Origin of the sequence: Pseudoalteromonas sp. OF7H-1, from assembly GCF_022347825.1 — a bacterium.
GTDB lineage: Bacteria > Pseudomonadota > Gammaproteobacteria > Enterobacterales > Alteromonadaceae > Pseudoalteromonas > Pseudoalteromonas maricaloris.
Genome location: NZ_JAKRFX010000003.1, coordinates 73,802 through 96,582, shown reverse-complemented (window position 1 = coordinate 96,582; position 22,781 = coordinate 73,802). Strand labels below are relative to the sequence as shown.

At 44.5% G+C, this 22,781-nt stretch carries 22 protein-coding genes; 13 read left to right on the top strand and 9 right to left on the bottom strand.

Going from position 1 to position 22,781, the window contains the following annotated elements:
* Positions 1-12: 12 nt before the first annotated feature.
* Complete coding sequence (locus tag MHN30_RS04725) at positions 13-873, bottom strand: YicC/YloC family endoribonuclease (RefSeq protein ID WP_130164792.1); 861 nt, start codon at positions 871-873, stop codon at positions 13-15.
* Between the two features lie 153 nt (positions 874-1,026).
* On the opposite strand from MHN30_RS04725, the gene rph reads away from it, so the two are divergent.
* Together rph and pyrE are read left to right on the top strand one after the other, a co-directional pair.
* A complete protein-coding gene (gene rph, locus MHN30_RS04720; protein WP_010377321.1) occupies positions 1,027-1,740 on the top strand; it encodes a ribonuclease PH in 714 nt (237 codons plus the stop codon).
* Positions 1,741-1,761: 21 nt separating this feature from the next.
* Complete coding sequence (gene pyrE, locus MHN30_RS04715; protein ID WP_239358683.1) at positions 1,762-2,406, top strand: orotate phosphoribosyltransferase; 645 nt, start codon at positions 1,762-1,764, stop codon at positions 2,404-2,406.
* A gap of 112 nt (positions 2,407-2,518) precedes the next feature.
* Here pyrE and MHN30_RS04710 read toward each other — a convergent pair whose 3' ends face one another.
* The gene (locus MHN30_RS04710) at positions 2,519-3,232 is read right to left on the bottom strand and encodes a response regulator transcription factor (protein ID WP_045989477.1); all 714 of its coding nucleotides are present in this window, start codon (positions 3,230-3,232) and stop codon (positions 2,519-2,521) included.
* Positions 3,233-3,362: 130 nt separating this feature from the next.
* Positions 3,363-4,523: a M23 family metallopeptidase gene (locus MHN30_RS04705; RefSeq protein ID WP_130164790.1), complete on the bottom strand. Its 1,161-nt coding sequence runs from the start codon at positions 4,521-4,523 to the stop codon at positions 3,363-3,365.
* Between the two features lie 179 nt (positions 4,524-4,702).
* Here MHN30_RS04705 and MHN30_RS04700 point away from each other — a divergent pair, with 179 nt between their 5' ends.
* Positions 4,703-4,864, top strand: a complete 162-nt coding sequence (locus MHN30_RS04700; protein WP_188249445.1) for a hypothetical protein — start codon at positions 4,703-4,705, stop codon at positions 4,862-4,864.
* A gap of 16 nt (positions 4,865-4,880) precedes the next feature.
* On the opposite strand, the gene MHN30_RS04695 is transcribed toward MHN30_RS04700, so the two are convergent.
* From MHN30_RS04695 to yegQ, 5 genes are all read right to left on the bottom strand, one after another.
* The gene (locus MHN30_RS04695) at positions 4,881-5,813 is read right to left on the bottom strand and encodes a GGDEF domain-containing response regulator (protein ID WP_010377329.1); all 933 of its coding nucleotides are present in this window, start codon (positions 5,811-5,813) and stop codon (positions 4,881-4,883) included.
* A gap of 2 nt (positions 5,814-5,815) precedes the next feature.
* Positions 5,816-6,220, bottom strand: a complete 405-nt coding sequence (locus MHN30_RS04690) for a response regulator (protein ID WP_010377331.1) — start codon at positions 6,218-6,220, stop codon at positions 5,816-5,818.
* Between the two features lie 2 nt (positions 6,221-6,222).
* On the bottom strand, positions 6,223-8,910 hold the full coding sequence (locus MHN30_RS04685; RefSeq protein ID WP_239358681.1) for a PAS domain-containing sensor histidine kinase: 2,688 nt from the start codon (positions 8,908-8,910) through the stop codon (positions 6,223-6,225).
* A 233-nt stretch (positions 8,911-9,143) separates the two neighbouring features.
* Entirely contained in the window at positions 9,144-9,389 is a 246-nt protein-coding gene (locus MHN30_RS04680; protein ID WP_010377334.1) for a YfhL family 4Fe-4S dicluster ferredoxin, read from the bottom strand.
* 2 nt (positions 9,390-9,391) lie between these two features.
* Positions 9,392-10,750 carry a tRNA 5-hydroxyuridine modification protein YegQ gene (yegQ, locus tag MHN30_RS04675; RefSeq protein WP_045989481.1) on the bottom strand — a complete coding sequence of 453 codons (1,359 nt, stop codon included), beginning with the start codon at positions 10,748-10,750 and terminating at the stop codon, positions 9,392-9,394.
* A 584-nt stretch (positions 10,751-11,334) separates the two neighbouring features.
* On the opposite strand from yegQ, the gene ndk reads away from it, so the two are divergent.
* The 10 genes from ndk (at position 11,335) to MHN30_RS04625 (ending at position 22,370) form a co-directional block, all read left to right on the top strand.
* The gene (gene ndk, locus MHN30_RS04670; protein ID WP_010377338.1) at positions 11,335-11,766 is read left to right on the top strand and encodes a nucleoside-diphosphate kinase; all 432 of its coding nucleotides are present in this window, start codon (positions 11,335-11,337) and stop codon (positions 11,764-11,766) included.
* Between the two features lie 195 nt (positions 11,767-11,961).
* A complete protein-coding gene (locus MHN30_RS04665; RefSeq protein WP_039494386.1) occupies positions 11,962-13,098 on the top strand; it encodes a bifunctional tRNA (adenosine(37)-C2)-methyltransferase TrmG/ribosomal RNA large subunit methyltransferase RlmN in 1,137 nt (378 codons plus the stop codon).
* Between the two features lie 141 nt (positions 13,099-13,239).
* Positions 13,240-14,733, top strand: coding sequence for a type IV pilus biogenesis/stability protein PilW (pilW, locus tag MHN30_RS04660; protein WP_239358679.1), 1,494 nt, complete (start codon positions 13,240-13,242; stop codon positions 14,731-14,733).
* 8 nt (positions 14,734-14,741) lie between these two features.
* Positions 14,742-15,593, top strand: a complete 852-nt coding sequence (locus MHN30_RS04655) for a RodZ domain-containing protein (protein WP_239358677.1) — start codon at positions 14,742-14,744, stop codon at positions 15,591-15,593.
* A gap of 5 nt (positions 15,594-15,598) precedes the next feature.
* Positions 15,599-16,717 carry a flavodoxin-dependent (E)-4-hydroxy-3-methylbut-2-enyl-diphosphate synthase gene (gene ispG, locus MHN30_RS04650; RefSeq protein WP_017217050.1) on the top strand — a complete coding sequence of 373 codons (1,119 nt, stop codon included), beginning with the start codon at positions 15,599-15,601 and terminating at the stop codon, positions 16,715-16,717.
* Between the two features lie 177 nt (positions 16,718-16,894).
* Positions 16,895-18,172: a histidine--tRNA ligase gene (gene hisS / locus MHN30_RS04645; protein ID WP_239358675.1), complete on the top strand. Its 1,278-nt coding sequence runs from the start codon at positions 16,895-16,897 to the stop codon at positions 18,170-18,172.
* Between the two features lie 9 nt (positions 18,173-18,181).
* On the top strand, positions 18,182-18,799 hold the full coding sequence (locus MHN30_RS04640; RefSeq protein ID WP_130126834.1) for a tetratricopeptide repeat protein: 618 nt from the start codon (positions 18,182-18,184) through the stop codon (positions 18,797-18,799).
* 9 nt (positions 18,800-18,808) lie between these two features.
* Positions 18,809-19,990, top strand: coding sequence for an outer membrane protein assembly factor BamB (bamB, locus tag MHN30_RS04635; RefSeq protein WP_010377353.1), 1,182 nt, complete (start codon positions 18,809-18,811; stop codon positions 19,988-19,990).
* Between the two features lie 74 nt (positions 19,991-20,064).
* Positions 20,065-21,534, top strand: a complete 1,470-nt coding sequence (gene der / locus MHN30_RS04630; protein ID WP_039494393.1) for a ribosome biogenesis GTPase Der — start codon at positions 20,065-20,067, stop codon at positions 21,532-21,534.
* Between the two features lie 449 nt (positions 21,535-21,983).
* Positions 21,984-22,370, top strand: coding sequence for a VOC family protein (locus tag MHN30_RS04625; protein ID WP_239358673.1), 387 nt, complete (start codon positions 21,984-21,986; stop codon positions 22,368-22,370).
* A 43-nt stretch (positions 22,371-22,413) separates the two neighbouring features.
* Here the strand turns inward: MHN30_RS04625 and MHN30_RS04620 are convergent, their stop codons facing one another.
* Positions 22,414-22,770: a DUF2750 domain-containing protein gene (locus tag MHN30_RS04620; RefSeq protein ID WP_010605663.1), complete on the bottom strand. Its 357-nt coding sequence runs from the start codon at positions 22,768-22,770 to the stop codon at positions 22,414-22,416.
* Between the last annotated feature and the right edge of the window lie 11 nt (positions 22,771-22,781).

The window sequence follows — 22,781 nt, the reverse complement described above, 5'->3', positions numbered from 1 at the left end:
AATATCGGCGTGTTATTCAATATTTTGGATCTGCTCGCGCATTTGCTCAATTAGAACTTTAAGTTCAACCGCTGCATTGGTGATGTCGCTGTTGATTGACTTTGAGGCTAGGGTGTTAGATTCGCGGTTGAATTCTTGCATCATAAAGTCTAAACGACGGCCACAAGCGCCTCCTTTTTTGAGGATTTTGTGGGTTTCTTTGACGTGTGACTTGAGGCGGTCGAGTTCTTCTGCAACATCTTGCTTTTGCGCAAGGTAAATCAGCTCTTGCTCTAGGCGGCCTTCGTCGATGTCGGTTTTTAGTTCTTCTAACTTTTGTGAAAGTTTTTCACGTTGCCACTTAGTGACTTCAGGCATGTAGCCTTCAACGATGGCAACTTGCTCTAGAATACCTTCAAGACGAGTGGTGAGCATGGTTTCTAGGTTTTCGCCTTCACTTGCTCGTGCAGCTTTAAAGTCTTCTATTAGCTCATCAAAGCCACCTAACAGTTCGCTGTTTACGGTGTCTAAATCGACTTCTTCGGCTTCCATTACGCCAGGCCAGCGTAGAATATCTACAGGATTGATATCACCGCCGCTTTGTGATTGTAGCCACTTGGCGCTTTCAACAAGTTGCTTTGCAAGCGATTCGTTGACGGTTAGTTGGCCAACGTGCGCAGGATTTGCGGTGAACTTTAGGAATACTTCAACTTTGCCGCGTTGTAAGTGTTTACGCAGGCGTTCACGTATTACTGGCTCTAAGCCTCTAAATTGTTCTGGTGCGCGGATAAAGGTTTCGAGGTAGCGTTGATTCACTGAACGAATTTCCCAAACCCCAGTGCCCCAGTCACCTTTCACTTCTTTGCGGGCGTAGGCGGTCATACTATGGATCATATAAAGTCCCTAAATTAGCTTGGTTTAACCGAGGCATTATAGCCGAATTTCCGCACAGCCCTAAAGTGAATTTTATTTTTAGTCGGATCGCGTGGCATAGTCTCTATGATCCCTTTATAATGTACGGCAAATTTTGATGATGGGGGAACGTGGATGCGTCCAAGCGAAAGAACTGCAAATCAGATCAGGCCGGTTACATTTACTCGTAACTATACAATGCACGCTGAAGGCTCAGTAATGGTAGAGTTTGGTAACACTAAAGTGTTATGTACGGCTTCTGTAGAAGCGGGTGTGCCACGCTTTATGAAAGGTCAAGGCAAGGGCTGGATCACCGCAGAATACGGTATGCTTCCGCGCTCTACACATACGCGTAACAACCGTGAAGCGGCACGTGGCAAACAAGGCGGCCGTACCATGGAAATTCAACGCTTAATCGCGCGCGCTCTCCGTGCCGCAGTTGATTTAAAAGCGTTAGGTGAGAACACCATTACTATCGACTGTGATGTTATTCAAGCGGACGGTGGTACACGTACGGCATCAATTAGCGGTGCTTGTGTGGCATTGGTAGATGCACTAACGCACATGCGTGCCAAAGGCATGATCAATGTAAACCCGTTAAAATTTATGATAGCGGCAATCTCGGTTGGGGTTTATAAAGGTCAGCCAATTACCGATCTTGAGTATCTTGAGGATTCAGAGGCTGAGACAGACATGAACGTGATCATGACTGAAACTGGCAAACTGATTGAAGTACAAGGGACAGCTGAAGGCGAACCGTTCTCGTTCGACGAGCTAGATGAGTTACTAGGTCTTGCGAAACACTCAATTCGTGAAATCATTGATCTACAAAAGCAAGCGTTAGCGTAATCAACACTCAGTAGGAAAAACATGAAACCGTATCAAAAAGAGTTTATTGAATTTGCCTTAGAAAAGCAGGTGCTTAAGTTTGGCGAGTTTACGTTAAAGTCGGGTCGCACGAGCCCTTATTTCTTCAATGCTGGCTTGTTTAACACGGGTCGTGATCTGGCGCGTTTAGGTCGTTTCTATGCTTCGGCGCTAGAAGATGCAGGTATTGAGTTTGACGTGTTATTTGGTCCTGCCTACAAAGGCATTCCAATTGCAACGACAACAGCGGTTGCACTTGCTGATCATCATAACAAAGACGTGCCTTACTGCTTTAACCGTAAAGAAAAGAAAGACCACGGTGAAGGCGGAAACCTTGTTGGTTCTGCACTTGAAGGCCGTATTATGTTGGTAGACGACGTGATCACAGCGGGTACAGCTATTCGTGAGTCGATGGAAATTATTGCGGCAAACGGCGCTGATCTTGCTGGTGTACTAATTGCGTTAGACCGCCAAGAAAAAGGTAAAGCGGAGCTTTCTGCTATTCAGGAAGTTGAGCGCGACTTTAATACTCAAGTGGTGTCTATCGTGAAATTGGCTGATCTGATCACTTACCTTGAGCAACAAGGTGGTATGGATGCGCACTTGGATGCAGTTAAAGCATACCGTGATAGCTACGGTGTAGCGTAAGCCCTACGATTTTCTGCAGATGGCTAGTACCATGCTAGCCATCTATTTATCCAAACCTCAGGTTATTTACTTCTCTTTTATCTCAGTTTTATTGCGTGTCTTTACACAGCTCTTAATTCAAACTCACTATTGGTATATGGCGTAGCGCCCAATTAGCAAGTTCAACTCGGTTGCGCGAATTGGTTTTTTTAAATGCGCTGTAGATATGCGTTTTAACTGTGTGACTACTTATGTTTAGTCTATCAGCGATATCTTCGTTTTTAGCACCAGCAGCAATAAGCTTGATCACAGACTTTTCTCTGCCGGTAAGCATATTTAACTCTTCATTACTTAAGATAATGTCGCTGTTAGGCAATGCTTGTGGCATCGCGGCGATCAGTTCGCTAAATGCCTCTGAGATAGCGCTGCGACAAAACCAAAGCTCGCCTTTGAGCACACTGCTTAATCCTTGAAATAACGTCTCTGGCGGAGCATTGTGATAGAGTATACCTTTCACATTGCCAAGTAGCGCCGTTTTTTCATTCACGCTGTCTTCATAGGCATTAAAGAGCAGTACTTTGTGTTTAGCCGCCAATAGCTTTACTTCAGCACTGATAAGTTCATTACAATCTCGGTGTTCTGTATCCACCAAAAATAATGCGATTTGTTCACGCAGCGCAGGCTCTGGTAGTCGAGTATCAACTTTGACTGTATGTCCTAGCGTCTCAAGTACTTTGATTAGCACAGTATAATTGGTGGAGCTGGTATTGGCTCGAGCATGAGTCAGAATAAAAAATGCTCGATCTTGCCATGCTAGCGAGTTGTTGGAATATTCCTTTGCAAACATAGAAGTATTAAATCCTTTTTTATTCCAGATTAAATTTAATATACATTTGTTTTACAAAAAATTTAAGTTATTTATTAGGCTCAAACTAAAAAGCTGAGCCTAATACCATGCTTGTGTAAGCTAAGACTGTTTATTTGTACAATGCACGCCATGCACAAGTACGATAGCCGTTCTTCTCAAAGAAGAAGCGATTACAGTTATCGTCATAGTTGGAGTTACCCACATCTATACGATAGCCACTGATGTACCAGTTATGCAGCGAAATATGCCCACCGTTGTACAGTAGCGAAAAGTGAACGTGAGGACCGGTTGATTGACCACCTTGGCACAATGCTGTTGCTTTATCGTCCGCATAACGGCCAAGCCAAGCACCTGCAGAAATGACATCACCAGTGTTATATTGCAAACTTTCCATATGGTAATACTGAGTTGAATAACCGCTTGAGTGAGTCACGCGAATATTACAAGCTGAGTAACGAGTCACTGTGCCGCCATGCGCTGCTTGAACCCAAGGTGTATTACTTCCCCAGCCACCTGAGCCGTTATTAAAATCAAGCGACGAGTAAGGGTAACCTGAACCTGTATTTGAGTGTGCGCCACCGCTATACCAAGCGTAACCGGATGGCCATGGGAAGCTCATGCTAAAGCTAGCAGCTGATACCGCTTGTGTTGAAGCTTGTTCATTAAAAGCGAGGCTGTTGTCCGCTTTTAATGCTAATGACTCACCGTTAAATAACGTTTGGTAAGTATTGAATAGGGCATCTGCCGATGTGTGTGTCAGATCTGCAAGTGCTACGGTTGCTTCGTTTACTGCTGGTAATTTTTTAGCTTTGCCTTCATCACGAAGTTTTTGGAATGCGTAGTATCTTGCACTGAGATTAAGCGCTACATCTTTTACTTGCGCATCAAATCCATGTTCATGAGAGAGTGTACCAAACGGTGCAAAGAGGGATTGTTTATCTGGGTTACTTATCACACCAGACTCAAGTTCCATTAGTGCCAGCAACAATTTAGGGTTAATACTGGCATATCCAGCATAGTGCAAGATCACTTCGAGCTTGTCGCTTAAATGCGGTGCCGTGCTGTCAAGCACCTGCTGCCAATCTACTTGTTGTAAAGCATTGCTGAAAAGAAACAGTTCAGGGTTTACTGCTATTACACTAGAAATAGGTAAGGCACTGATGTGTTCAGCAGTAAATTCAGGCATAGCTACAGAGTCATGCTGACCTGCAGCTGTTGCCTGATGTGAGAGGAGCGCGATTAAACACGCTGATAGATAGTGGCGTTTCATGTTGTATCCTTTCTGTTTGTTTTTTGTTCAATCAAGTTATACCTAAATGTGAGTATTTTGTAAAATAAAAGTTTAAAATGTGATTTTGTTGAGTGGTGGGCTTAGATTTTTGCCTGCTAGATTGGGGTTTTTTGTAAAAGCGACTATAAAAAAGAAAGTGGTGTGATGTGGAGGTTGCTATGAAAAGGCTAATTACTCTGTCTCAACTAGAAGAGTTGCTAGAGGAAAGGCAGGGGGGAGAGCGTCGAAAACAACGAAGTAATGTTTTGCCTTTCGTCGAAAGACGCAACCACGTAAGGAGAAAAGCCGACAAACAATACCTTAAAAATAGAATGGATTAGTACACTCCTCACTCTACTATTTTGCTGTGAGTCCTGCATCCGAGTAAAACGCGTAAGGCAATTGATTCGTCTTCGCGTGATACATAGCTTTATCTGCTTTAGCAACTAACTCTTCTGCTGATGTGGCGTCAGTTGGATAAATCACTGCGCCAATGCTTAAGTCCAGTTTTACTTCGCGGATATTGGCGCTTTCATCTTGGAGACAGTAATTATCACTGAGCAAGTCATACTTATGCTGAGCAAGTTTTCGTAACTGATTTTTTTCGGTTAGATGAGGGGCGATAACCACGAATTCATCACCACCGTAGCGTGCAACAAAGTCTGACGCACGTTTATACATTTTAAGTTTTGCTGCCAGTATTTTTAGCAATTGATCGCCCGCTTGATGACCAAGCTGATCATTGACTGGTTTAAAATTGTCGAGATCAATAAACAGCACACCAAATCCATGACCATACCGCTCTGACTCAGAAATCGCTCTTTCTAATTCGTTATCAAATGCGCCGCGGTTATGTAGCATAGTGAGTCTATCCATCACCACTAGGTTCTCTAGATTTCGCTGCATTTCGTAGCGTTCTTTTGAGAAGGTGATTGTACGTGCCAATAGTGGGCCGCTCACTTCGTGTTTTGGGATATAATCTTGCGCACCAAGTTGAATTGCCTTTTCGCCAAACAGTGTTTCAGATACCCCTGTTAGCACGATTATAGGGGCGCTGATTGGCAACTGTTTTACTTTAATCAGCGTGGTCAGACCTTGGCTCTCATCGATATTTAAATCGATAAGGATGGCTTCAGGCTTGACTGTGTTTAAGGCGGTTTCAAGTTGTTCTAAATTTTTGAAGTGTTTAACGTTAAACTTTTGTCTACCATCAGTACTTGCAAGTGTGCGCTTTACTAAGTAAGCATCTTCATCGTTGTCTTCAAGAAGATAAATCAGCCATGTATTCATAGTTACCCTTGCACGACACAGTTATTGTCAAACCAATACTGCTTGATTAATTTGATCAACGACTCTAAATCACTTAAGCGTCCGGGCTTGGTAATATATGACTTAGCGCCCAATTGATATGCTTTACGAATGTCACTGTGGTGAGTAGAAGTGGTATAGCACACCGTTATTAATTTATCGGCAACTTGCTCATTTTTTAAAGCTTCCATAACTTCAAAGCCACTCATTTTTGGCATGTTTAAATCCAATAAAATAACTTGGTCATAGGTTGCGATAGAATCGAGGTAATGCAGCAGCTCATGACCGTCAGAAAAAATTTTAAGCTCTGGCGCATTGGCAATACTGCTGTATGCTCTTTTAAAAAAGTAGACATCATCGGGATCATCTTCAACTAATAACAGTTCCATTATTACTCCTTAACTTCTTTTGGCAGTATGATTTCAAACAAAGCGCCATCATCACTTTGCAGGCATTTTATTGTGCCGCCATGCAGTTTTACGATTTGTCGGCACAGCGCTAGTCCAATACCACTGCCATACTCTTGTGTGGTGCCAAAACGCCTGAACGGTTCAAAGATTTGCTGACGTCGAGATTTTGGGATCCCAAGCCCATTGTCTTTGTAATGGATCACCGTTTCATGGCCGGTTTTGCTGGTGTAAATTTGGATCACGGGCGCAAGCTCTGGTGACTTAAACTTAATGCTGTTACTGATTAAGTTTTGCAGCACTTGAAGAAAAAGCGAGGGATCAAGTTCGATAGGTAAATCACCATTCTCTAGTTTAATTTCTGCGCCGCTTTCCTCGATACTAAAGCTCATCACTTCACAAACATCTTCTAACAACAAAGTTAGATTGGTTGTTTGTAGCTTCAACTCATGGGAATGCAAGCGTGATAACTTGAGTAGGTCTTGGATCATGATCCGCATTCGTTGACTGGCATCAACCAAGCGCTCTATTTCAAACTTTGCATCGTCGTAGTCTTTGAGTTCTGGCGTAATTCTTTGCGCCAAACTGTCCGAAAAAGCGGTGATCTTTCTGAGAGGCTCTTGTAAATCATGAGAAGCAATATAGGCAAAGTGCTCAAGGTGGGCGTTGGATTCTTGCAGCTGTAATAGCAATTCAGTGTGCTCGGTCATATCGACAAAAGTACCCAGCATCAACTCTGGCTCGCCATTGTGATCTCGAGTGATCACGGTATCGACGGAGTAACACCAAACCCAATGCCCTTCTTTGTGTCTAAAACGATACTTTATCGGGATAAGTTCACCGTCTTGGCTGGCTCTCACTTCATCAATATGCTCGTAAACGAGTGCGCGTTCACTTTCATGAAAACATAGTTCTAAATTTGAACTTTCTAACTCTTGAATTGTATAACCAAGGAGTTGAGTATAACGCTTGTTTATGCGCGTGTTTTTGTGGAGTTTTAAGTCGTAGAGATAAAGGCCACACACCGCTGAATCTATCATTCGCTGTAAAAAGCGTTGGTTGTCTTCAAGCTCTTTTTCTGCGAATTTTCGCGCAGTAATATCGACGGCGATACCAACGATCCGCTCAACTTGGTTTTTACTGTCTTTAAGTGGATAAAGAGTCGTCTGATACCAATGTTCTTTATTTTTGAATGGTATCATTTCGGTATAATCTACGGGTTTTGCGACCTCAACGCAAAGTTGGTAGTTTTTTTCGATTCTATCTACTAGCTCCGCTTCTAACACTGTCCCTCTTAGTTCGCTGAGGGTTTTACCCAATATTTCATCAAGTTTGACGCCAGTGCGCTGGCAGGCAAACTTATTGTACTCGAGCACTCGAAATGTTTGCTTTTCTTCTACCTTTAATAGCCAAATAGCCTGACTTGCACCTTCGTAGATGGCATTGAGAATTTTGTTTTTTTCCGCCACTTGCAGCTCAAGGGATTTTTTCTGATGGATATTTCTAAGTGCTCCAGACATCACCAATGCTTTACCGTGGTCGTCAAATTGGCTGTTGCCTACGGCGGAAAACCAAGCGTATTCTCCTTTGTTGTCTCGCCCTAAGTACTCGACAAAATATTGGTCTTTGGTGGCAAAGTGATGGTCTATGGCATCTTGCACTTTGCCTTGGTGGTCTGGGTGGATATGTGCAAACCAGTCGTCATAGGTGACTTTTTCGTCATCGCGTTTACCTATCATGGTTTTTAAACGAGATGAATAGCTGACGCTGTTGTCGACAACGTTCCACTCCCAAATGCCATCTTCGGTTGCCCCGATTGCACGCTTCATTTGTTCGGTGGATTCCGCGAGTGCTTGCTCTGTGCGTTTAAGTGACGAAAGGTTATTAAACACCGCTAAAATGAGATTGGCACCGTCATGGGGCTCTTGTACTAAGCGCATCTCCATCGGTATTTGATTGCCAAATTTGTCTTTCACATGGCACAGTGCTTCTTTACTGTAATCGTTTTGGTTGAGTAGAGATTGGCTAATGGATTCTAAGCTGTCGAACGGATCATCCAAACTGACGATATCGTGTAATCTCAGCCCAATTAATGCATCTGGCGTGTCGTACCCAAGCTCGCGATAAAAATAAGGATTGCACTTACTCACGGTGAGTAGCTGGTCAAGTAGCAAGGTACTGGTGGGTAAGGCATCGAGCATAAACTCGGTAACTCTGTGTTGGTCTAGTTGCGAATGAAGCGCCTGCTTTTCATCGGTAATACGTTTGAGCCTTGCGGTTACGCCATGGAATTGATTGGGGGTTGGGATTGCGACGGCGCTTGGGATAAGTCTAAAAAGATAAACCGCCGTTACCATTGAGATAAATGCTGTGACTGCTTTTGAAATGCCATGAATACCATAAGCGCCATGCCAAACGGTATAAACGCCAATTAAGTGCGTGAGTCCACATAAAGTGATGAAGCTACAAAACAACACAAAGACCCAATTTCTGCCAACATCAGGGCGCTGTTTTGCATAAATCATAATCGCCATGGGAATCGAAAAGTAGGCTGCGGCTATCAAGATATCGGAGATGACATTGGTCCATAGCAGGTGAGGTTGCCACAAATAGCAATGACCATGTGGCATGTACGCGCTATTAAAAAATGACTCAAATGAGTTCAAATCCATGTTATTTCCTTACCTCAACGTGTAGCCAATTCATATAAAAATATCCGCGGTTAAGACGCTAAAAGCGCACTCAAGCTGCGATAGTAAAATACGCTTTAAAAGTCCTAATGCTCTGCTTTAACTGTAGTATATCTATTTGAAATTTCGACAAGAGGTGTAAGAAATCTTTATCGTGAGGTAGGGAAGAGGGGGAGTTGAGAGATTAACAAGGTGAAGCGCCTGGCTTCACCTTGTTATTCAGTGAGTCGAAGGTACTTTTCGGCTAACTGGTCAAGGCTTTCTTTGTGGTTTGGATCTGGTTTAATGCAATCAATGGGGCAGACACTTACACAGGTTGGTGTGTCGTAATGGCCGACGCATTCAGTGCATTTGTCAGGGTCAATTTGATAAATTTTATCGCCCATGTAAATGGCTTGATTAGGACACTCAGGGTCGCACATATCACAGTTGATACATTTATCATTAATAAGCAGTGCCATCGTTATGCCTTTTTAAAAGGATTACGAGTGTCCTCACTTTGGCCCAAATTGCGCATTAAAATGGCGTGACTTAAGTCTATGTCTTCTGGCAGTGGAATTTTGACGATATGACCAGAGCCCTTGGCGTCATCTATCGCTTCGCCTTTTTTATTTTCCATGTGTTCAAGATTAAAGTGAATATTGCCCTTAGGCGTCATTAATTCCAAGCTGTGGCCAGTACAGAACTTGTTTTTAACCTCAATTTCAACGAGACCATTATTAGTGCGACCTAGCACTTCACCAACAAACTGCTGTTGGTCAGACACCGAATGACCGTAGTCGTAATTTTGATAGTCTTGATGTACATGACGTTTCAAGAAGCCCTCGGTATATCCTCGGTGGGCTAGGTTTTCTAGGGTTTTCATTAAGCTTGGGTCAAATGGTTTACCCGCAACAGCATCATCAATGGCTTTACGATAGACTTGTGCGGTGCGAGCAACATAATAGAATGACTTGGTACGGCCTTCGATCTTAAGGCTGTGCACGCCCATGCGAGTCAGTTGATCAACATACTGAACAGCACGTAAATCTTTGGAATTCATGATGTAAGTACCATGCTCATCCTCAAATGCTGGCATGTATTCACCAGGTCGACCTTGCTCTTCGAGCATAAACACTTCGTCGCTTGGTTGACCCTCCCCTAAGGTTGGAATAATTGCTTTTGGATCGACCTTATGGACAACATCCCCGGTTTCGTTTTCTTGACCAGGTTTGACATCGTAGCTCCAGCGGCAGGCATTGGTACAAGTACCTTGGTTTGGATCGCGCTTGTTGATATAACCCGACAATAAACAGCGACCAGAATAAGCCATGCATAGGGCGCCGTGAACGAACACTTCAAGCTCAGTGTCTGGACACAATGTACGAATTTCTTCTATTTCTTGTAGCGACAACTCGCGAGAAAGAATAACGCGCTCAACCCCTTGTTTGGCCCAAAATTGCACCGTCGCATAGTTAACAGCATTTGCCTGTACGGATAGGTGAATTGGCATGTCTGGCCACTTATCGCGCACCAGCATAATTAGCCCGGGATCGGACATGATAAGCGCGTCTGGCTTCATCGCGATAACAGGCTCAATATCACGTAAGTAAGTTTTCACTTTGCCGTTGTGCGGCGCAATATTTGATACGACATAGAGCTTTTTGTTTTGCTGGTGGGCTTCATTAATACCGATTTCGAGGTTGTTTAGGTCAAATTCGTTATTACGTACGCGCAGACTGTATCTTGGTTGTCCGGCGTAAACAGCGTCGGCACCGTACGCAAAAGCGTAACGCATATTCTTTAAACTGCCGGCAGGAGAGAGAAGTTCTGGTACAAACATGGTTTACCTCATACATTGAACTAGGGCCTGTTGACCTTTGCTGTTTTATTTTTGTTCTCCTGAGTGTGTTTTGGTCGCGACGCTCGACTTGCCGCCTAGTAATCTAGGCAAAAGTTGAGCAACAATGAACAAAGCGCACTCAGGTGAACCCAAAGGGCAGCGATTGATTGGCATTTCTACTGTGTTATCGCCTGACTCACATAGAACAACTATGCTACGCAGGCTCTGCCTTGTATAAATACCAATCAAACTGCTGCAAAAACAAACTTGAAAGATAAACAGGCCCTAATTACGGGTCAGCTGTTGAGTGATTTCGCGTGCTGATTCTAAAAAGCGGCGCAGTATAGAAGAAAGCTAAGTAAGTAATTTTGATGTAGATCAGGTTTTTTGACATTGTGCAAGGAAGGGCAAGTGGCCTTACTGTTAAGGCTTCTGCTGGCAATTCTGCGTATTTAATCGACAAATAATTCACCAAACTTTCGTTTCTTCGCAAAGAAAGCGGCGTGAGATAGTAGGTTTTTTCTACCAAAACACGTATAATTCGCGCCCGTTAATATTCACAATAATATTTTGGAGCAAAAAAGATGGCTTTAGAGCGCACTTTTTCAATCATCAAGCCTGATGCTGTAGCTAAAAACCACATCGGTGCTATCTACAACCGTTTTGAGTCTGCTGGTCTTAAAATCGTTGCATCAAAAATGGTTCACCTTTCTCAAGAGAAAGCTGAAGGTTTCTACGCAGAGCACAAAGAGCGTCCTTTCTTTGGTGCACTAGTTTCTTTCATGACTTCTGGTCCAGTAATGGTTCAGGTGCTTGAAGGTGAAGACGCAGTTCGTAAAAACCGCGAAATCATGGGTGCTACTAACCCTGCTGAAGCGCTAGCTGGTACACTACGTGCTGACTACGCAGACAGCATCGACGAGAACGCAGTACACGGTTCTGACGCGCCTGAGTCTGCTGCTCGCGAAATCGCTTACTTCTTCGCTGAAGAAGAAATCTGCCCACGTACTCGTTAATTCGAGACTTGGTGCCAAAGAAGGGCTTTCGAGCCCTTTTTTTGTCCCGCAGCTAAGTTGCGGGATAAGCGTGCTTTGTAAAGTAATCACACTACTTCACAAAACACGTTACATTATTTGTGATGTTTGCTGCTTTTTTGTACAATGTGTTGTTGGCAATTTAGCTGTTCTTACCGTCTTTAACCGAGGTTGTTCATGACCACTATTGAGAAAAAAATTAACTTACTTGATTTAAATCGCGAGGGGATGCGCGAGTTGTTTGCATCATATGGCGAAAAGCCGTTTCGCGCGGATCAGGTGATGAAATGGATTTATCATTTTGGTATCGACAACTTTGATGACATGAGCAATTTGAACAAAAAGTTGCGTGCGCGGTTGCAAGCTGAGTGTGAGATTAAAGCACCTGAAATTTCAGTAAAGCAAGTGGCTTCTGACGGTACTATAAAATACGCACTATTACTTGAAGGCGGCCAAGAAGTTGAAACTGTGTGGATCCCAGAAAAAGACCGAGCAACACTGTGTGTATCTTCTCAGGTTGGTTGTGCTTTGGAATGTACTTTCTGCTCAACGGCACAGCAAGGCTTTAATCGTAACTTAAAAGTGTCTGAGATCATTGGCCAGGTTTGGCGCGTGGCAACCGACATTGGTCTGCATAAAGGCGATAGCACTAAACGCCCAATTACTAACATCGTTATGATGGGGATGGGTGAGCCTCTGCTAAACCTAAATAACGTTGTACCAGCGATGGAACTGATGATGGACGATTGGGCATTTGGTTTATCCAAGCGCCGCGTTACGCTAAGTACATCGGGTGTGGTACCTGCGCTTGATATTTTGAAAGAAAAGATTGATGTGGCACTGGCGATTTCACTACATGCGCCAAACAATCCACTACGTGATGTGCTTGTACCAATCAACAAAAAGTATCCGATTGAAGAGTTCTTAGCAGCATGTCGTCGCTATATCGACGGTTCTAAAGCAAATAAGGACGTCACCATTGAGTACGTGATGCTACAAGATGTTAATGACAGTACAGATCATGCCCATGAGTTGGTGCAAGTTCTCAAAGGCACGCCGTCAAAAATTAACTTAATCCCATTTAACCCGTTCCCGGGTAATGAATATGGCCGCTCTAGCAACAGCCGCATCGATAGGTTTTCTAAGGTGTTACAAGCAGCAGGACTGACCTGTATCGTTCGTCGTACTCGTGGCGATGACATTGACGCTGCATGTGGACAGTTAGTGGGCGATGTCGTAGACAGAACCAAGCGTTTAGCTAAGAAAAAACAGCGTGACGATAATGCCATTGCTGTCAATGTGAGCGCACAATAATATTCATGAGCTGGGTTTACCCAGCTCATTTCATCTTGACCACAGATAAGTTCTGACTATCTGGTAAAAAATAGATGAATCTCTTAGCCTTTTGGGTAATATAGGGCACACATAGAACCCAGTGGCATTCAAAGGTGAGTGATGCAATCGCGAAATTATCGCAAAACAGGATTGGCTGCATCCATTCTCGCAGGCGCGAGTTTAGTTCTGTCAGGTTGTGTGACGGAGAGTAGTTATCGCTCCGACGGGCGTCCTGTGGCCGAACAACAAGTCAATAACACCAATGCCGCAAGAACTCGCATTGCACTGGCACTTCAATATCTCAATTCAGGTAACACTACCTCAGCCAAATTTAATTTAGAGCGGGCATTACAGCTAGCGCCAAAACTGGCCGAAGCCCATTATACGTTGGCGTATTATTACGAGCAGGTGGGTGAGCAACATCGCGCTGATAATGCCTATCAGGCGGCTTTGGATATTGAGCCAGATAACCCCGACACGCTAAACAACTATGGCACTTTTCTTTGCCGAGTTGGTCAGTATGACAAGGCGAGCCAATATTTTTTCAAAGCGATAGAGGTACCGAGTTATTTGCGGGTATCGGCAAGCTATGAAAACTTGGCGCTGTGTGCGCTGAAACAAAATGAGTATTCCCTAGCTGAAGAGTATCTGCAAAGCGCGATTAAGCATAACGCTCAGCAGATGTCATCGCAGCTTGCGCTCGCGGGCCTGTACTATGCTCGCAGCGATTTCTTAAGAGCAGAAGATGTGCTTGATAACGTTGCCAAGCGTGGATTTATTTCACCAAGAAGCTTAATGCTTGGGCACTTAGTGCATATGCAAATGGGCCACTTACAGAAGGCGCAAGACATCGCCACGACTTTGGTGCAAAGTTACCCAAAATCTGCTCAAGCAGGGCTGATCTTAACGAATAATATCGCTGCAAGTGAATTTGAACGGTTGCGCAATCGCTACCGAGAAGCACAGTTAAATAAGCTTGCCGAGGCGTCGCCTAGTCATATTGTTGCGAATCCAAAAATTAAAATTAAACGTAAGAAAACGCAATCGAATTCAACCCAGTCATTCACCGTTGATTCACCCGCTGAGGCCAATAATTTTGCGCCTTCGGCAAAACCTGAAGTGGCAAAAAGCACGTCTTTAGTGAATGTTAGCTCGGACTCTGAAGCTCGGGTTGAGTTTTATCAACCGGATCCATCGGAAGTCACATTTAGTCCTCGCTCACGTGAGCCTCAAGTGTTAGCGTCTACGTCATCAAGTAGTTCAAGTGTGCCGTTATTAAATCGTGACATTGCGCCTCCTCAGGTACCTTTTCATACTGTTATTGCAGGTGAAAACCTATTTAGTATTTCAGTCAAATACGACATTAAAATGGTTGAATTGATGGAATATAATCAAGTGCGGGAATCTGCAAGATTGTACGCAGGTCAAAAGGTGTATCTTAACAATCCCAATGTCGTGCATGAAATTGCGGCGGGAGATACTTTGCTCAGTATTGCCGATCGATATGGTGTGTTGATCGATGAAATTATGCGATGGAATAAACTCACTCCTGATGTGGCGCTGCAAGCAGGCCACGGATTACTAATTGTAGACCCAACAAATTACGTTTTATGAACCAAACAATGAAAGAGCAGGAAGCACCTGAACAAGAGCAGCCTTCACTCGGGCAAACTTTAGCAACGGCAAGACAAAATGCCGGGATCAGCTTTGCTGAAATTGAATCGCGCTTAAAGATGACTCATGCCCAACTTACCAAGCTCGAGCAGGATGACTATCAAGACCTAGGGCCTGAAACCTTTGTGCGTGGCTATATTAAAAATTACGCCGCGTTACTGGGATTGAATCCGACGGAAGTACTGGCTCGATATCAATCTCCGGAGTTGCCGCCACAGAAAAAGCGAATGCAAAGCTTTTCTCGCCGGACTCATAAAGAAGCCCACGATAACCGCCTAATGATGGTGAGCTACATTGTGCTGGCTATCGTGCTGGGGTCGTCGGCATTTTGGTTTTGGCAGACCAGTAGCTCAGAACAAGAAGTGGTGCCTGAAACGCCGGTCACTCAGCTTGAGACGCCAGTTGAAAATGCCACAACGCCAAAGGTTGATGAGTTAGCATTACCTACTGAGCAAAACAATGACACAACCCCGCAAAGCGAGCCACAGGCGAGTGAAGCGGAGGTTTCAGTGCCAGTTGAAACGAAACCGCAAGCGACAAAACGAGACTCTGCATTGAGCACGGTAGTCATGCATTTCAACGAAGAAAGTTGGGTTGAAATGTTTGACGCAACACAAGAGCGTGTCGCGTTTGGTGTTAAAAAAGCGGGATATACTATGACAGTTGAAGGTAAGGCCCCTTTTTCTGTTATACTCGGCAAGCATCAGGCCGTAGAGGTCACGCTTGACGGTAAACCAGTGTCATTGCCTGCGTTTACTAAAAACCGTCTAGCTAAATTCAATTTACCGTTAACAGAGTAGTCAGCATGTTTTCAGAACCACCTATAAAGCGTAGAAAATCAACAAGGATCTATGTCGGTAATGTGCCTATTGGTGATGGCGCACCGATAGCAGTACAGTCTATGACGAACACCAATACTCTAGATGTTGATGCGACGGTGGCACAAATTAAAGCTATCCAAGACGCCGGAGCGGATATTGTCCGTGTTTCTGTGCCGACAATGGATGCAGCTGAAGCATTCAAAAGCATTAAAGAGCAAGTGGATATTCCACTCGTCACGGATATTCACTTCGATTATCGTATTGCATTACAAGTGGCTAAGTACGGTGCCGATTGTTTGCGGATAAATCCTGGGAATATTGGTAGTGAAGACCGTATTCGTGCAGTGATTGATGCGGCGGGTGAGCACAACATTCCAATTCGTATTGGCGTGAATGGCGGCTCACTAGAGCGCGATTTGCAAGAAAAGTATGGTGAACCAACACCTGAAGCCTTACTTGAGTCTGCGATGCGACATGTCGAAATTCTCCAGCGCCATAACTTTGATCAGTTTAAAGTCTCGGTAAAAGCTTCCGACGTATTCTTAGCCGTTGGCGCTTATCGTTTATTGGCAAAAGAAATCGACCAACCTCTGCACCTTGGGATCACCGAAGCAGGTGGTTTTAGAGCCGGTTCAGTTAAATCGGCAGTTGGTCTAGGGATGTTACTTGCTGAAGGAATTGGTGATACATTACGTGTTTCACTTGCGGCTGATCCAGTGCAAGAAATCAAAGTGGGTTTTGATATTCTAAAGTCACTGCGAATTCGTTCGCGCGGCATTAATTTTATTGCTTGCCCAAGTTGCTCTCGCCAAGAGTTTGATGTAGTGAATACAATGAATCAGCTGGAAGAGCGATTAGAAGATATCGTCACGCCAATTTCGGTGTCTGTGATTGGCTGCGTGGTCAATGGCCCTGGTGAAGCACTTGTCAGTGACTTAGGTCTTGCTGGCGCAAATCGCCGTTCAGGCCTTTATATCAATGGCGAGCGCCAAAAAACACGGATTGATAATGATGATATCGTCGCTCAATTAGAGTCTCAGATCCGAGAATATGTAGAGAAAAAAGAAAGTGAAGAAAAAATCGATGTAAAAATCATCGACTGACACCTGTGTAATCGTTAAGATAAGCGAATTTCGCGCTTTCTCACGGCGTGCTAAACTGCACGACGATAAATGGCATTAAAGAAATAAAACCAATGCGATGAGGCTGTTTGAGCGTATTTAGCCAAAGGTTCAAGCAGCAGTAAATCGATTGGTGACAAATTTAAGTTAGGGTTTTCAGTGACTAAACAACTTCAGGCAATCCGTGGAATGAATGATTGTCTGCCAGGTGACACGCAAGTCTGGCAGAAAGTAGAATCGGTATTAAGAGAGACAGTAGCGGCTTTTGGTTATCAAGAGATCCGCTTTCCAGTCGTTGAGTCGACCGATCTATTTAAGCGCTCTATCGGTGAAGTGACCGATATCGTCGAAAAAGAAATGTATACCTTTGATGACCGTAATGGCGATAGCTTAACGCTACGCCCGGAAGGTACTGCTGTGTGCGTACGAGCGGGTAATCAAAATGGTTTGCTATATAACCAAGAACAGCGCCTTTGGTACATGGGGCCGATGTTCCGCCACGAAAGACCGCAAAAAGGCCGTTACCGTCAATTCCATCAATTTGGTGTTGAAACTTTTGGTATGGCAACACCAGATATTGATGCTGAAGTGATCCTAATGACGGCGCGCTTATGGCAGCAGTTTGGTATTCAAGATCATGTAAAGCTTGAGCTCAATTCTTTGGGGTCAAATGAAGCGCGTGCTGAATATCGCGATGCTCTGATTGCATATCTGGAGCAACACAAAGAAGCGCTTGACGAAGACAGTCTGCGCCGTATGTACAGCAATCCACTGCGCGTGTTAGATAGCAAAAACCCAGAGGTGCAAGCTGTACTGGTTGATGCACCTAAGCTTTCTGAACACTTAGATGAAGAATCACGCGAACATTTTGCTAATTTGTGTGAACGTTTAGAAGCAGCTGGCGTCGAATACCAAGTTAATGAAAAACTGGTACGTGGCCTAGATTACTACAACCGCACCGTATTTGAGTGGGTGACAACAAGCTTAGGTTCTCAGGGTACTGTATGTGCTGGCGGCCGTTACGATGGCTTGGTTGAGCAACTTGGCGGCAAAGCAACGCCAGCCGTTGGTTTTGCTATGGGTATCGAACGTTTAGTGTTGATGCTACAAACGCTGGAATGTGTGGGTGATATTCGTCGTAATGCTGATGTATATGTCGTTGCTATGGGTGACAAAGCGGCGATTCAAGCTCCAGTCGTTGCACAGCAATTACGAGATGATATTGCTGGCCTTCGCGTGATGGTTCATTGTGGCGGTGGCAACTTTAAGAAACAATTTAAACGTGCAGATAAAAGCGATGCTGTTATTGCGCTCGTGCTAGGCGAAGATGAACTCGCTGAAGGCAAAGTGACAGTGAAGTATCTGCGTGAAGAGAAAGAACAAATCACCTTACCACTTGCAGAAGTAAAAACGCTGTTAGCAGAGCTGGTAAGCTAAGAGGTTAGAATGGAAATTTATTCAACAGAAGAACAACAAGCAGAAGCAATAAAACGATTTTTCCGTGAAAATGGTACAACGATAGTAGTCGGTGCCGTGCTTGGTTTAGGTGGTCTGTATGGCTGGAAAGCGTATAACCAAAGCCAGATCGATAGCGCAGAAGCAGCATCAGAAGCATTCACTCAGGTTGTTGAAAGTGACGATGTACTAGCAAAAAGCGACGCCTTTGTTGCTGCAAATGCAGATTCTAACTACGCCGTGTTAGCGGCTTTCGTTGCTGCTAAAGAGGCAATCGACAAAGACGATCTTAAGCTAGCTGCACAGAAGCTAACTTGGGCGGCTGATAATGTAGCCAACGCTGAGCTAAAAGCAACGGCTTTATTAAGACTTGCACGTGTACAAGCGTCTCAGTCTCAATACGAACAAGCACTTGCAACACTAGCTAAGCCTATGCCTGAAGCGTTTAAGGCGCAGCTTGCTGAGATCCAAGGTGATATTTACCTTGCTCAAGGCGATAAAGATAAAGCACGTAGTGCTTATCAATCGGCATTAGAAGCGGCGGAAGGCAATAGCAACCCTATGCTGCAAATTAAACTGGATGATCTTGCACAAAAGACAACGGTTTAAGGAGTTGCCATGAAGAAGTTAACGATGGCCTCATTGGCTTTATGTGTTGCAGCACTCACCGCAGGTTGTTCTTCTAGTGATGATGAAGAAGAGTTAAAACTCCCTGAGATCAACAATCAATTCGACGCTACTGTTGTATGGCAAGAGGGGATTGGAGACGGGGTTGAGCACTACTTTTCGCGTTTATCTCCTGTAAGCTATCAGAACACTGTTTTTGCAGCTGCCCGTGAAGGTATAGTGACAGCGTTTGATACTGAAACAGGTAAAGAAAAGTGGCGAGTTGATGTTCGTGAGAATAAGAACTTTTGGCCATGGGAAGACAATGACAGTGCAAAGCTGTCAGGTGGGATCACACAAGCTTATGGCAAACTATATGTTGGCTCTGAGCACGGACAGGTTTTTGCGCTTGACCGTGAAACCGGCGAAATAGTTTGGCGTAAGTCGGTACCAGGTGAAGCGCTGTCAGCGCCAGCTGCAGGCGATGGTCTTCTTTACGTTAACTTAGGTTCAGGCAAGCTGGTTGCGCTACACCCAGATACAGGTGAAGAGCGTTGGCACTATGAGCAAGAAGTTCCCGCGCTGACATTACGTGGTTTAAGCTCACCAACCAGCGCGAATGGTGGCGTATTGGTTGGCGAAGAAAGTGGTAAGTTAACAGCACTTATCGCTGAAAACGGTTTTACCGCATGGAGCTCAGATGTTGCAATTGCAAAAGGGGCTTCTGAGTTTGAGCGTTTGGTGGATGTTGATACTAAACCCGTTGTAAGCGGCGCATATGTGTATTCTATCGCCTATAATGGTAAACTAGTCGCCATTGATGTGCGCAGCGGTAATGTAGTGTGGGATCGTGAGTACAGTAGTTACCGAGATCTCACACTCGATCTTGACGTAATTTATTTGGTTGATAGCGATGGCGTACTGTACGCACTAGACAAAAACTCAGGTATTGAACGTTGGACACAACCAGCTCTGCGCGGTTGGTATCTAACCGCTCCAACGGTTGCTGGCAACTACGTAGTGGTTGGCGATCAGGAAGGTAACTTACACTGGCTGGATAAGAGTTCTGGTGAGTTGGTATCGCGTACCGAGTTTGATAGTTCAGGCTTTTTTGTCGAACCGATAGTGGTTGATGGCAAAGTATTTGTTTACACGCGTGATGGTGAACTTAGCGCAGTTCAAATTCCGCAGTAACTTTCTGAATTTTTAGATATTTTATGGGGCTTCGCTTTTGCGAAGCCTTTTGTTGTTTTTAAAAGAGGTAGTCTATGCTTCCTGTGATCGCTCTGGTTGGGCGACCTAATGTGGGTAAATCCACACTGTTTAATCGTTTAACACGTACTCGTGACGCGTTAGTTGCTGACTTTCCGGGTCTGACTCGCGACCGTAAATACGGCCAAGCAAACTATGAAGGCTACGAGTTTATTGTGGTAGACACGGGTGGTATCGATGGCTCTGAAGAAGGCATTGAAACTGAAATGGCCGAGCAGTCGCTGCTTGCAATTGAAGAAGCGGATATTGTGCTATTTTTGGTGGATGCGCGCGCAGGTATGACGGTTGCTGATCAAGCTATCGCGCAGCACCTTCGTAAACAACAGAAGAATTGCTTTGTTGTCGCTAATAAAACGGATGGCATTGATGCTGACTCGAACTGTGCTGAATTTTACCAGCTAGCGCTCGGTGACGTGCAACAGATCGCCGCCGCGCATGGTCGTGGTGTTACTCAATTATTAGAGTTGACGCTACAACCGGTTATCGCTGAGCTTACGGCTCAAGATGAAGAGCTTGAGCATGACGATGAAGATATCGCAGAGCTTTACCTTGAAGGTGAAGAAGCCGAAGACGGCAAAACGGGTTTTGAAGACAAGCCTGTTAAACTCGCGATTATCGGTCGTCCAAATGTAGGTAAGTCAACACTAACTAACCGTATTTTAGGTGAAGACCGCGTTATCGTTTACGATATGCCGGGCACAACGCGCGACTCAATTTACATTCCAATGACGCGTAATGATAAAGAGTACGTGTTAATCGACACCGCCGGTGTACGTAAGCGTAAGAAAGTCAGCGATGTCGTAGAGAAATTCTCGGTTATCAAAACCCTGCAAGCGATTGAAGATGCCAACGTGGTATTGCTCGTTGTAGACGCGCGCGAGGGGATCTCAGATCAAGACTTGAGTCTACTTGGTTTTGCACTAAATGCGGGTCGCTCGTTGGTTATTGCAGTAAACAAGTGGGATGGTCTTGATGACTATGTCAAAGAGCGTATTAAAACTGAGCTAGACAGACGACTGGGTTTTGTTGACTTTGCTCGTCTGCACTTTATCAGCGCATTACATGGTACAGGTGTTGGTCACTTGTTTGAGTCGATTGACGAAGCATATGAATCAGCGACTAAGCGAGTAAGCACGGCAATGTTACGTCGTATTATGGATATGGCTCAGGCGGATCACCAGCCACCACTGGTTCGTGGGCGCCGTGTGAAGCTTAAGTATGCACACGCAGGTGGTTATAACCCGCCCCGTATCGTTATCCACGGTAATATGGTGCACGAACTGCCAGATAGCTATAAGCGCTATTTGATGAACTACTATCGTAAAGCGCTTAACGTTATGGGTACGCCGATTAAGATTGAATTCCGCGAAGGGGATAACCCTTATGCTGGTCGTTCAAACAAAATGACGCTATCGCAAAAGCGTAAGCTTCGCGCATTCGCAAAAGAAAACCGCAATAAGTCGTAAGGCTTATTGCGAGAATTTTAGCTCGACACTATCTGGCTAGTGTGTCGAGCTAAACATAAGTTCCCTACCTATCCAACCAACTCCTTTTCCACATCCGACTTTATTTAACTTTAACCCTGAACTCTCTCGCTTTGTTTTACCTTGCCCAACATTTGTGCTTAAGTTATATATAACCTGAGCTTCGGATAATTAATGCCTTTCTAGCAGTTAGTTTCAGCGCTAACTTTGTTGGATTTACTTCCAATAGCCAGCTATTGGTGCGTAAATCCGCCTTGCCTACAGGATGTAGGTACCAGGGCGGTAGCAGGACGCGAGAGCGGAGTTATCCCTAAAACTCTCTGGCTAGACAAGTATATGGTTTAGACAAGCTTGAAAAATAAAGAGTTAGCTCATTTCTTACCCAAAACTCAGGTTAAGTTACATTAGGTTTTATTGATAGTGAGGCTTAGGTGTTTGCCAAAACGGTGATTTATGTAGAAAGTGTTGAGGAAGTGCTGGATTTTTACTATCAAGCATTTGGCTTGAGCACTTTTGATATGACAGATGAAGGGGATTATGGTGAGTTAGACACAGGTGAAGTGAAACTCGCCTTTGCCAGCCACCCGTTAGCTCAATCACAGTTTAGGCAAGACTATATTCGTTGCCATCCTAAACAGCCTGCACTTGGTTTTGAAATTACCATCAGCTGTGAAAATGTCCCTGAATGCTATGATAAGGCGGTCGCCGCTGGGGCTGAGCCATTAAGCCCACCAAACCAAAAAGGCAGAGTAACACAAGCTTATGTAAGAGCCATTGAAGGGACTTTAATTGCTTTGGTGTCAAAGCCGGGGGAATAGCGGCACTCACAAAGGATGAGCGCCACTTTGATTAGGTGAGCTTTTATTCGATATCGACAAGTAGTCTCGCAAGACCAACGGGCTCGATTTCAACACAAACGTTGTCATCATTCCAGTTTAGACCAACGAGTGCATCATCTTCTTTTAGGTCGAGTACCCATTCGTCAAGAAAACTTTCAACATCAATACTCATCGGTGAAAACTCACTCCACTCGTCGCGACATTGAGCTTGCGCTTTTTCTTCACTATCCCACAGCAATAACACATCAGTCTCGTCAAACTGGTTTGAGTCAACCACAACCATCCCGCCGTCATCAGAGCTAAGTGCCCAAACGCTTTCAGTATTTTTTACTTGCTCAATAAACTCACTGACTTCTGAGCCAATTTCTTCTTCATTCATCATAGGTGTTC

Bases quoted from the DNA above. Each gene is read 5' to 3' on its own strand.
- MHN30_RS04725 (WP_130164792.1), bottom strand. From the start codon at position 873: ATGATCCATAGTATGACCGCCTACGCCCGCAAAGAAGTGAAAGGTGAC.
- rph (WP_010377321.1), top strand. From the start codon at position 1,027: ATGCGTCCAAGCGAAAGAACTGCAAATCAGATCAGGCCGGTTACATTT.
- pyrE (WP_239358683.1), top strand. From the start codon at position 1,762: ATGAAACCGTATCAAAAAGAGTTTATTGAATTTGCCTTAGAAAAGCAG.
- MHN30_RS04710 (WP_045989477.1), bottom strand. From the start codon at position 3,232: ATGTTTGCAAAGGAATATTCCAACAACTCGCTAGCATGGCAAGATCGA.
- MHN30_RS04705 (WP_130164790.1), bottom strand. From the start codon at position 4,523: ATGAAACGCCACTATCTATCAGCGTGTTTAATCGCGCTCCTCTCACAT.
- MHN30_RS04700 (WP_188249445.1), top strand. From the start codon at position 4,703: ATGAAAAGGCTAATTACTCTGTCTCAACTAGAAGAGTTGCTAGAGGAA.
- MHN30_RS04695 (WP_010377329.1), bottom strand. From the start codon at position 5,813: ATGAATACATGGCTGATTTATCTTCTTGAAGACAACGATGAAGATGCT.
- MHN30_RS04690 (WP_010377331.1), bottom strand. From the start codon at position 6,220: ATGGAACTGTTATTAGTTGAAGATGATCCCGATGATGTCTACTTTTTT.
- MHN30_RS04685 (WP_239358681.1), bottom strand. From the start codon at position 8,910: ATGGATTTGAACTCATTTGAGTCATTTTTTAATAGCGCGTACATGCCA.
- MHN30_RS04680 (WP_010377334.1), bottom strand. From the start codon at position 9,389: ATGGCACTGCTTATTAATGATAAATGTATCAACTGTGATATGTGCGAC.
- yegQ (WP_045989481.1), bottom strand. From the start codon at position 10,750: ATGTTTGTACCAGAACTTCTCTCTCCTGCCGGCAGTTTAAAGAATATG.
- ndk (WP_010377338.1), top strand. From the start codon at position 11,335: ATGGCTTTAGAGCGCACTTTTTCAATCATCAAGCCTGATGCTGTAGCT.
- MHN30_RS04665 (WP_039494386.1), top strand. From the start codon at position 11,962: ATGACCACTATTGAGAAAAAAATTAACTTACTTGATTTAAATCGCGAG.
- pilW (WP_239358679.1), top strand. From the start codon at position 13,240: ATGCAATCGCGAAATTATCGCAAAACAGGATTGGCTGCATCCATTCTC.
- MHN30_RS04655 (WP_239358677.1), top strand. From the start codon at position 14,742: ATGAAAGAGCAGGAAGCACCTGAACAAGAGCAGCCTTCACTCGGGCAA.
- ispG (WP_017217050.1), top strand. From the start codon at position 15,599: ATGTTTTCAGAACCACCTATAAAGCGTAGAAAATCAACAAGGATCTAT.
- MHN30_RS04640 (WP_130126834.1), top strand. From the start codon at position 18,182: ATGGAAATTTATTCAACAGAAGAACAACAAGCAGAAGCAATAAAACGA.
- bamB (WP_010377353.1), top strand. From the start codon at position 18,809: ATGAAGAAGTTAACGATGGCCTCATTGGCTTTATGTGTTGCAGCACTC.
- der (WP_039494393.1), top strand. From the start codon at position 20,065: ATGCTTCCTGTGATCGCTCTGGTTGGGCGACCTAATGTGGGTAAATCC.
- MHN30_RS04620 (WP_010605663.1), bottom strand. From the start codon at position 22,770: ATGAATGAAGAAGAAATTGGCTCAGAAGTCAGTGAGTTTATTGAGCAA.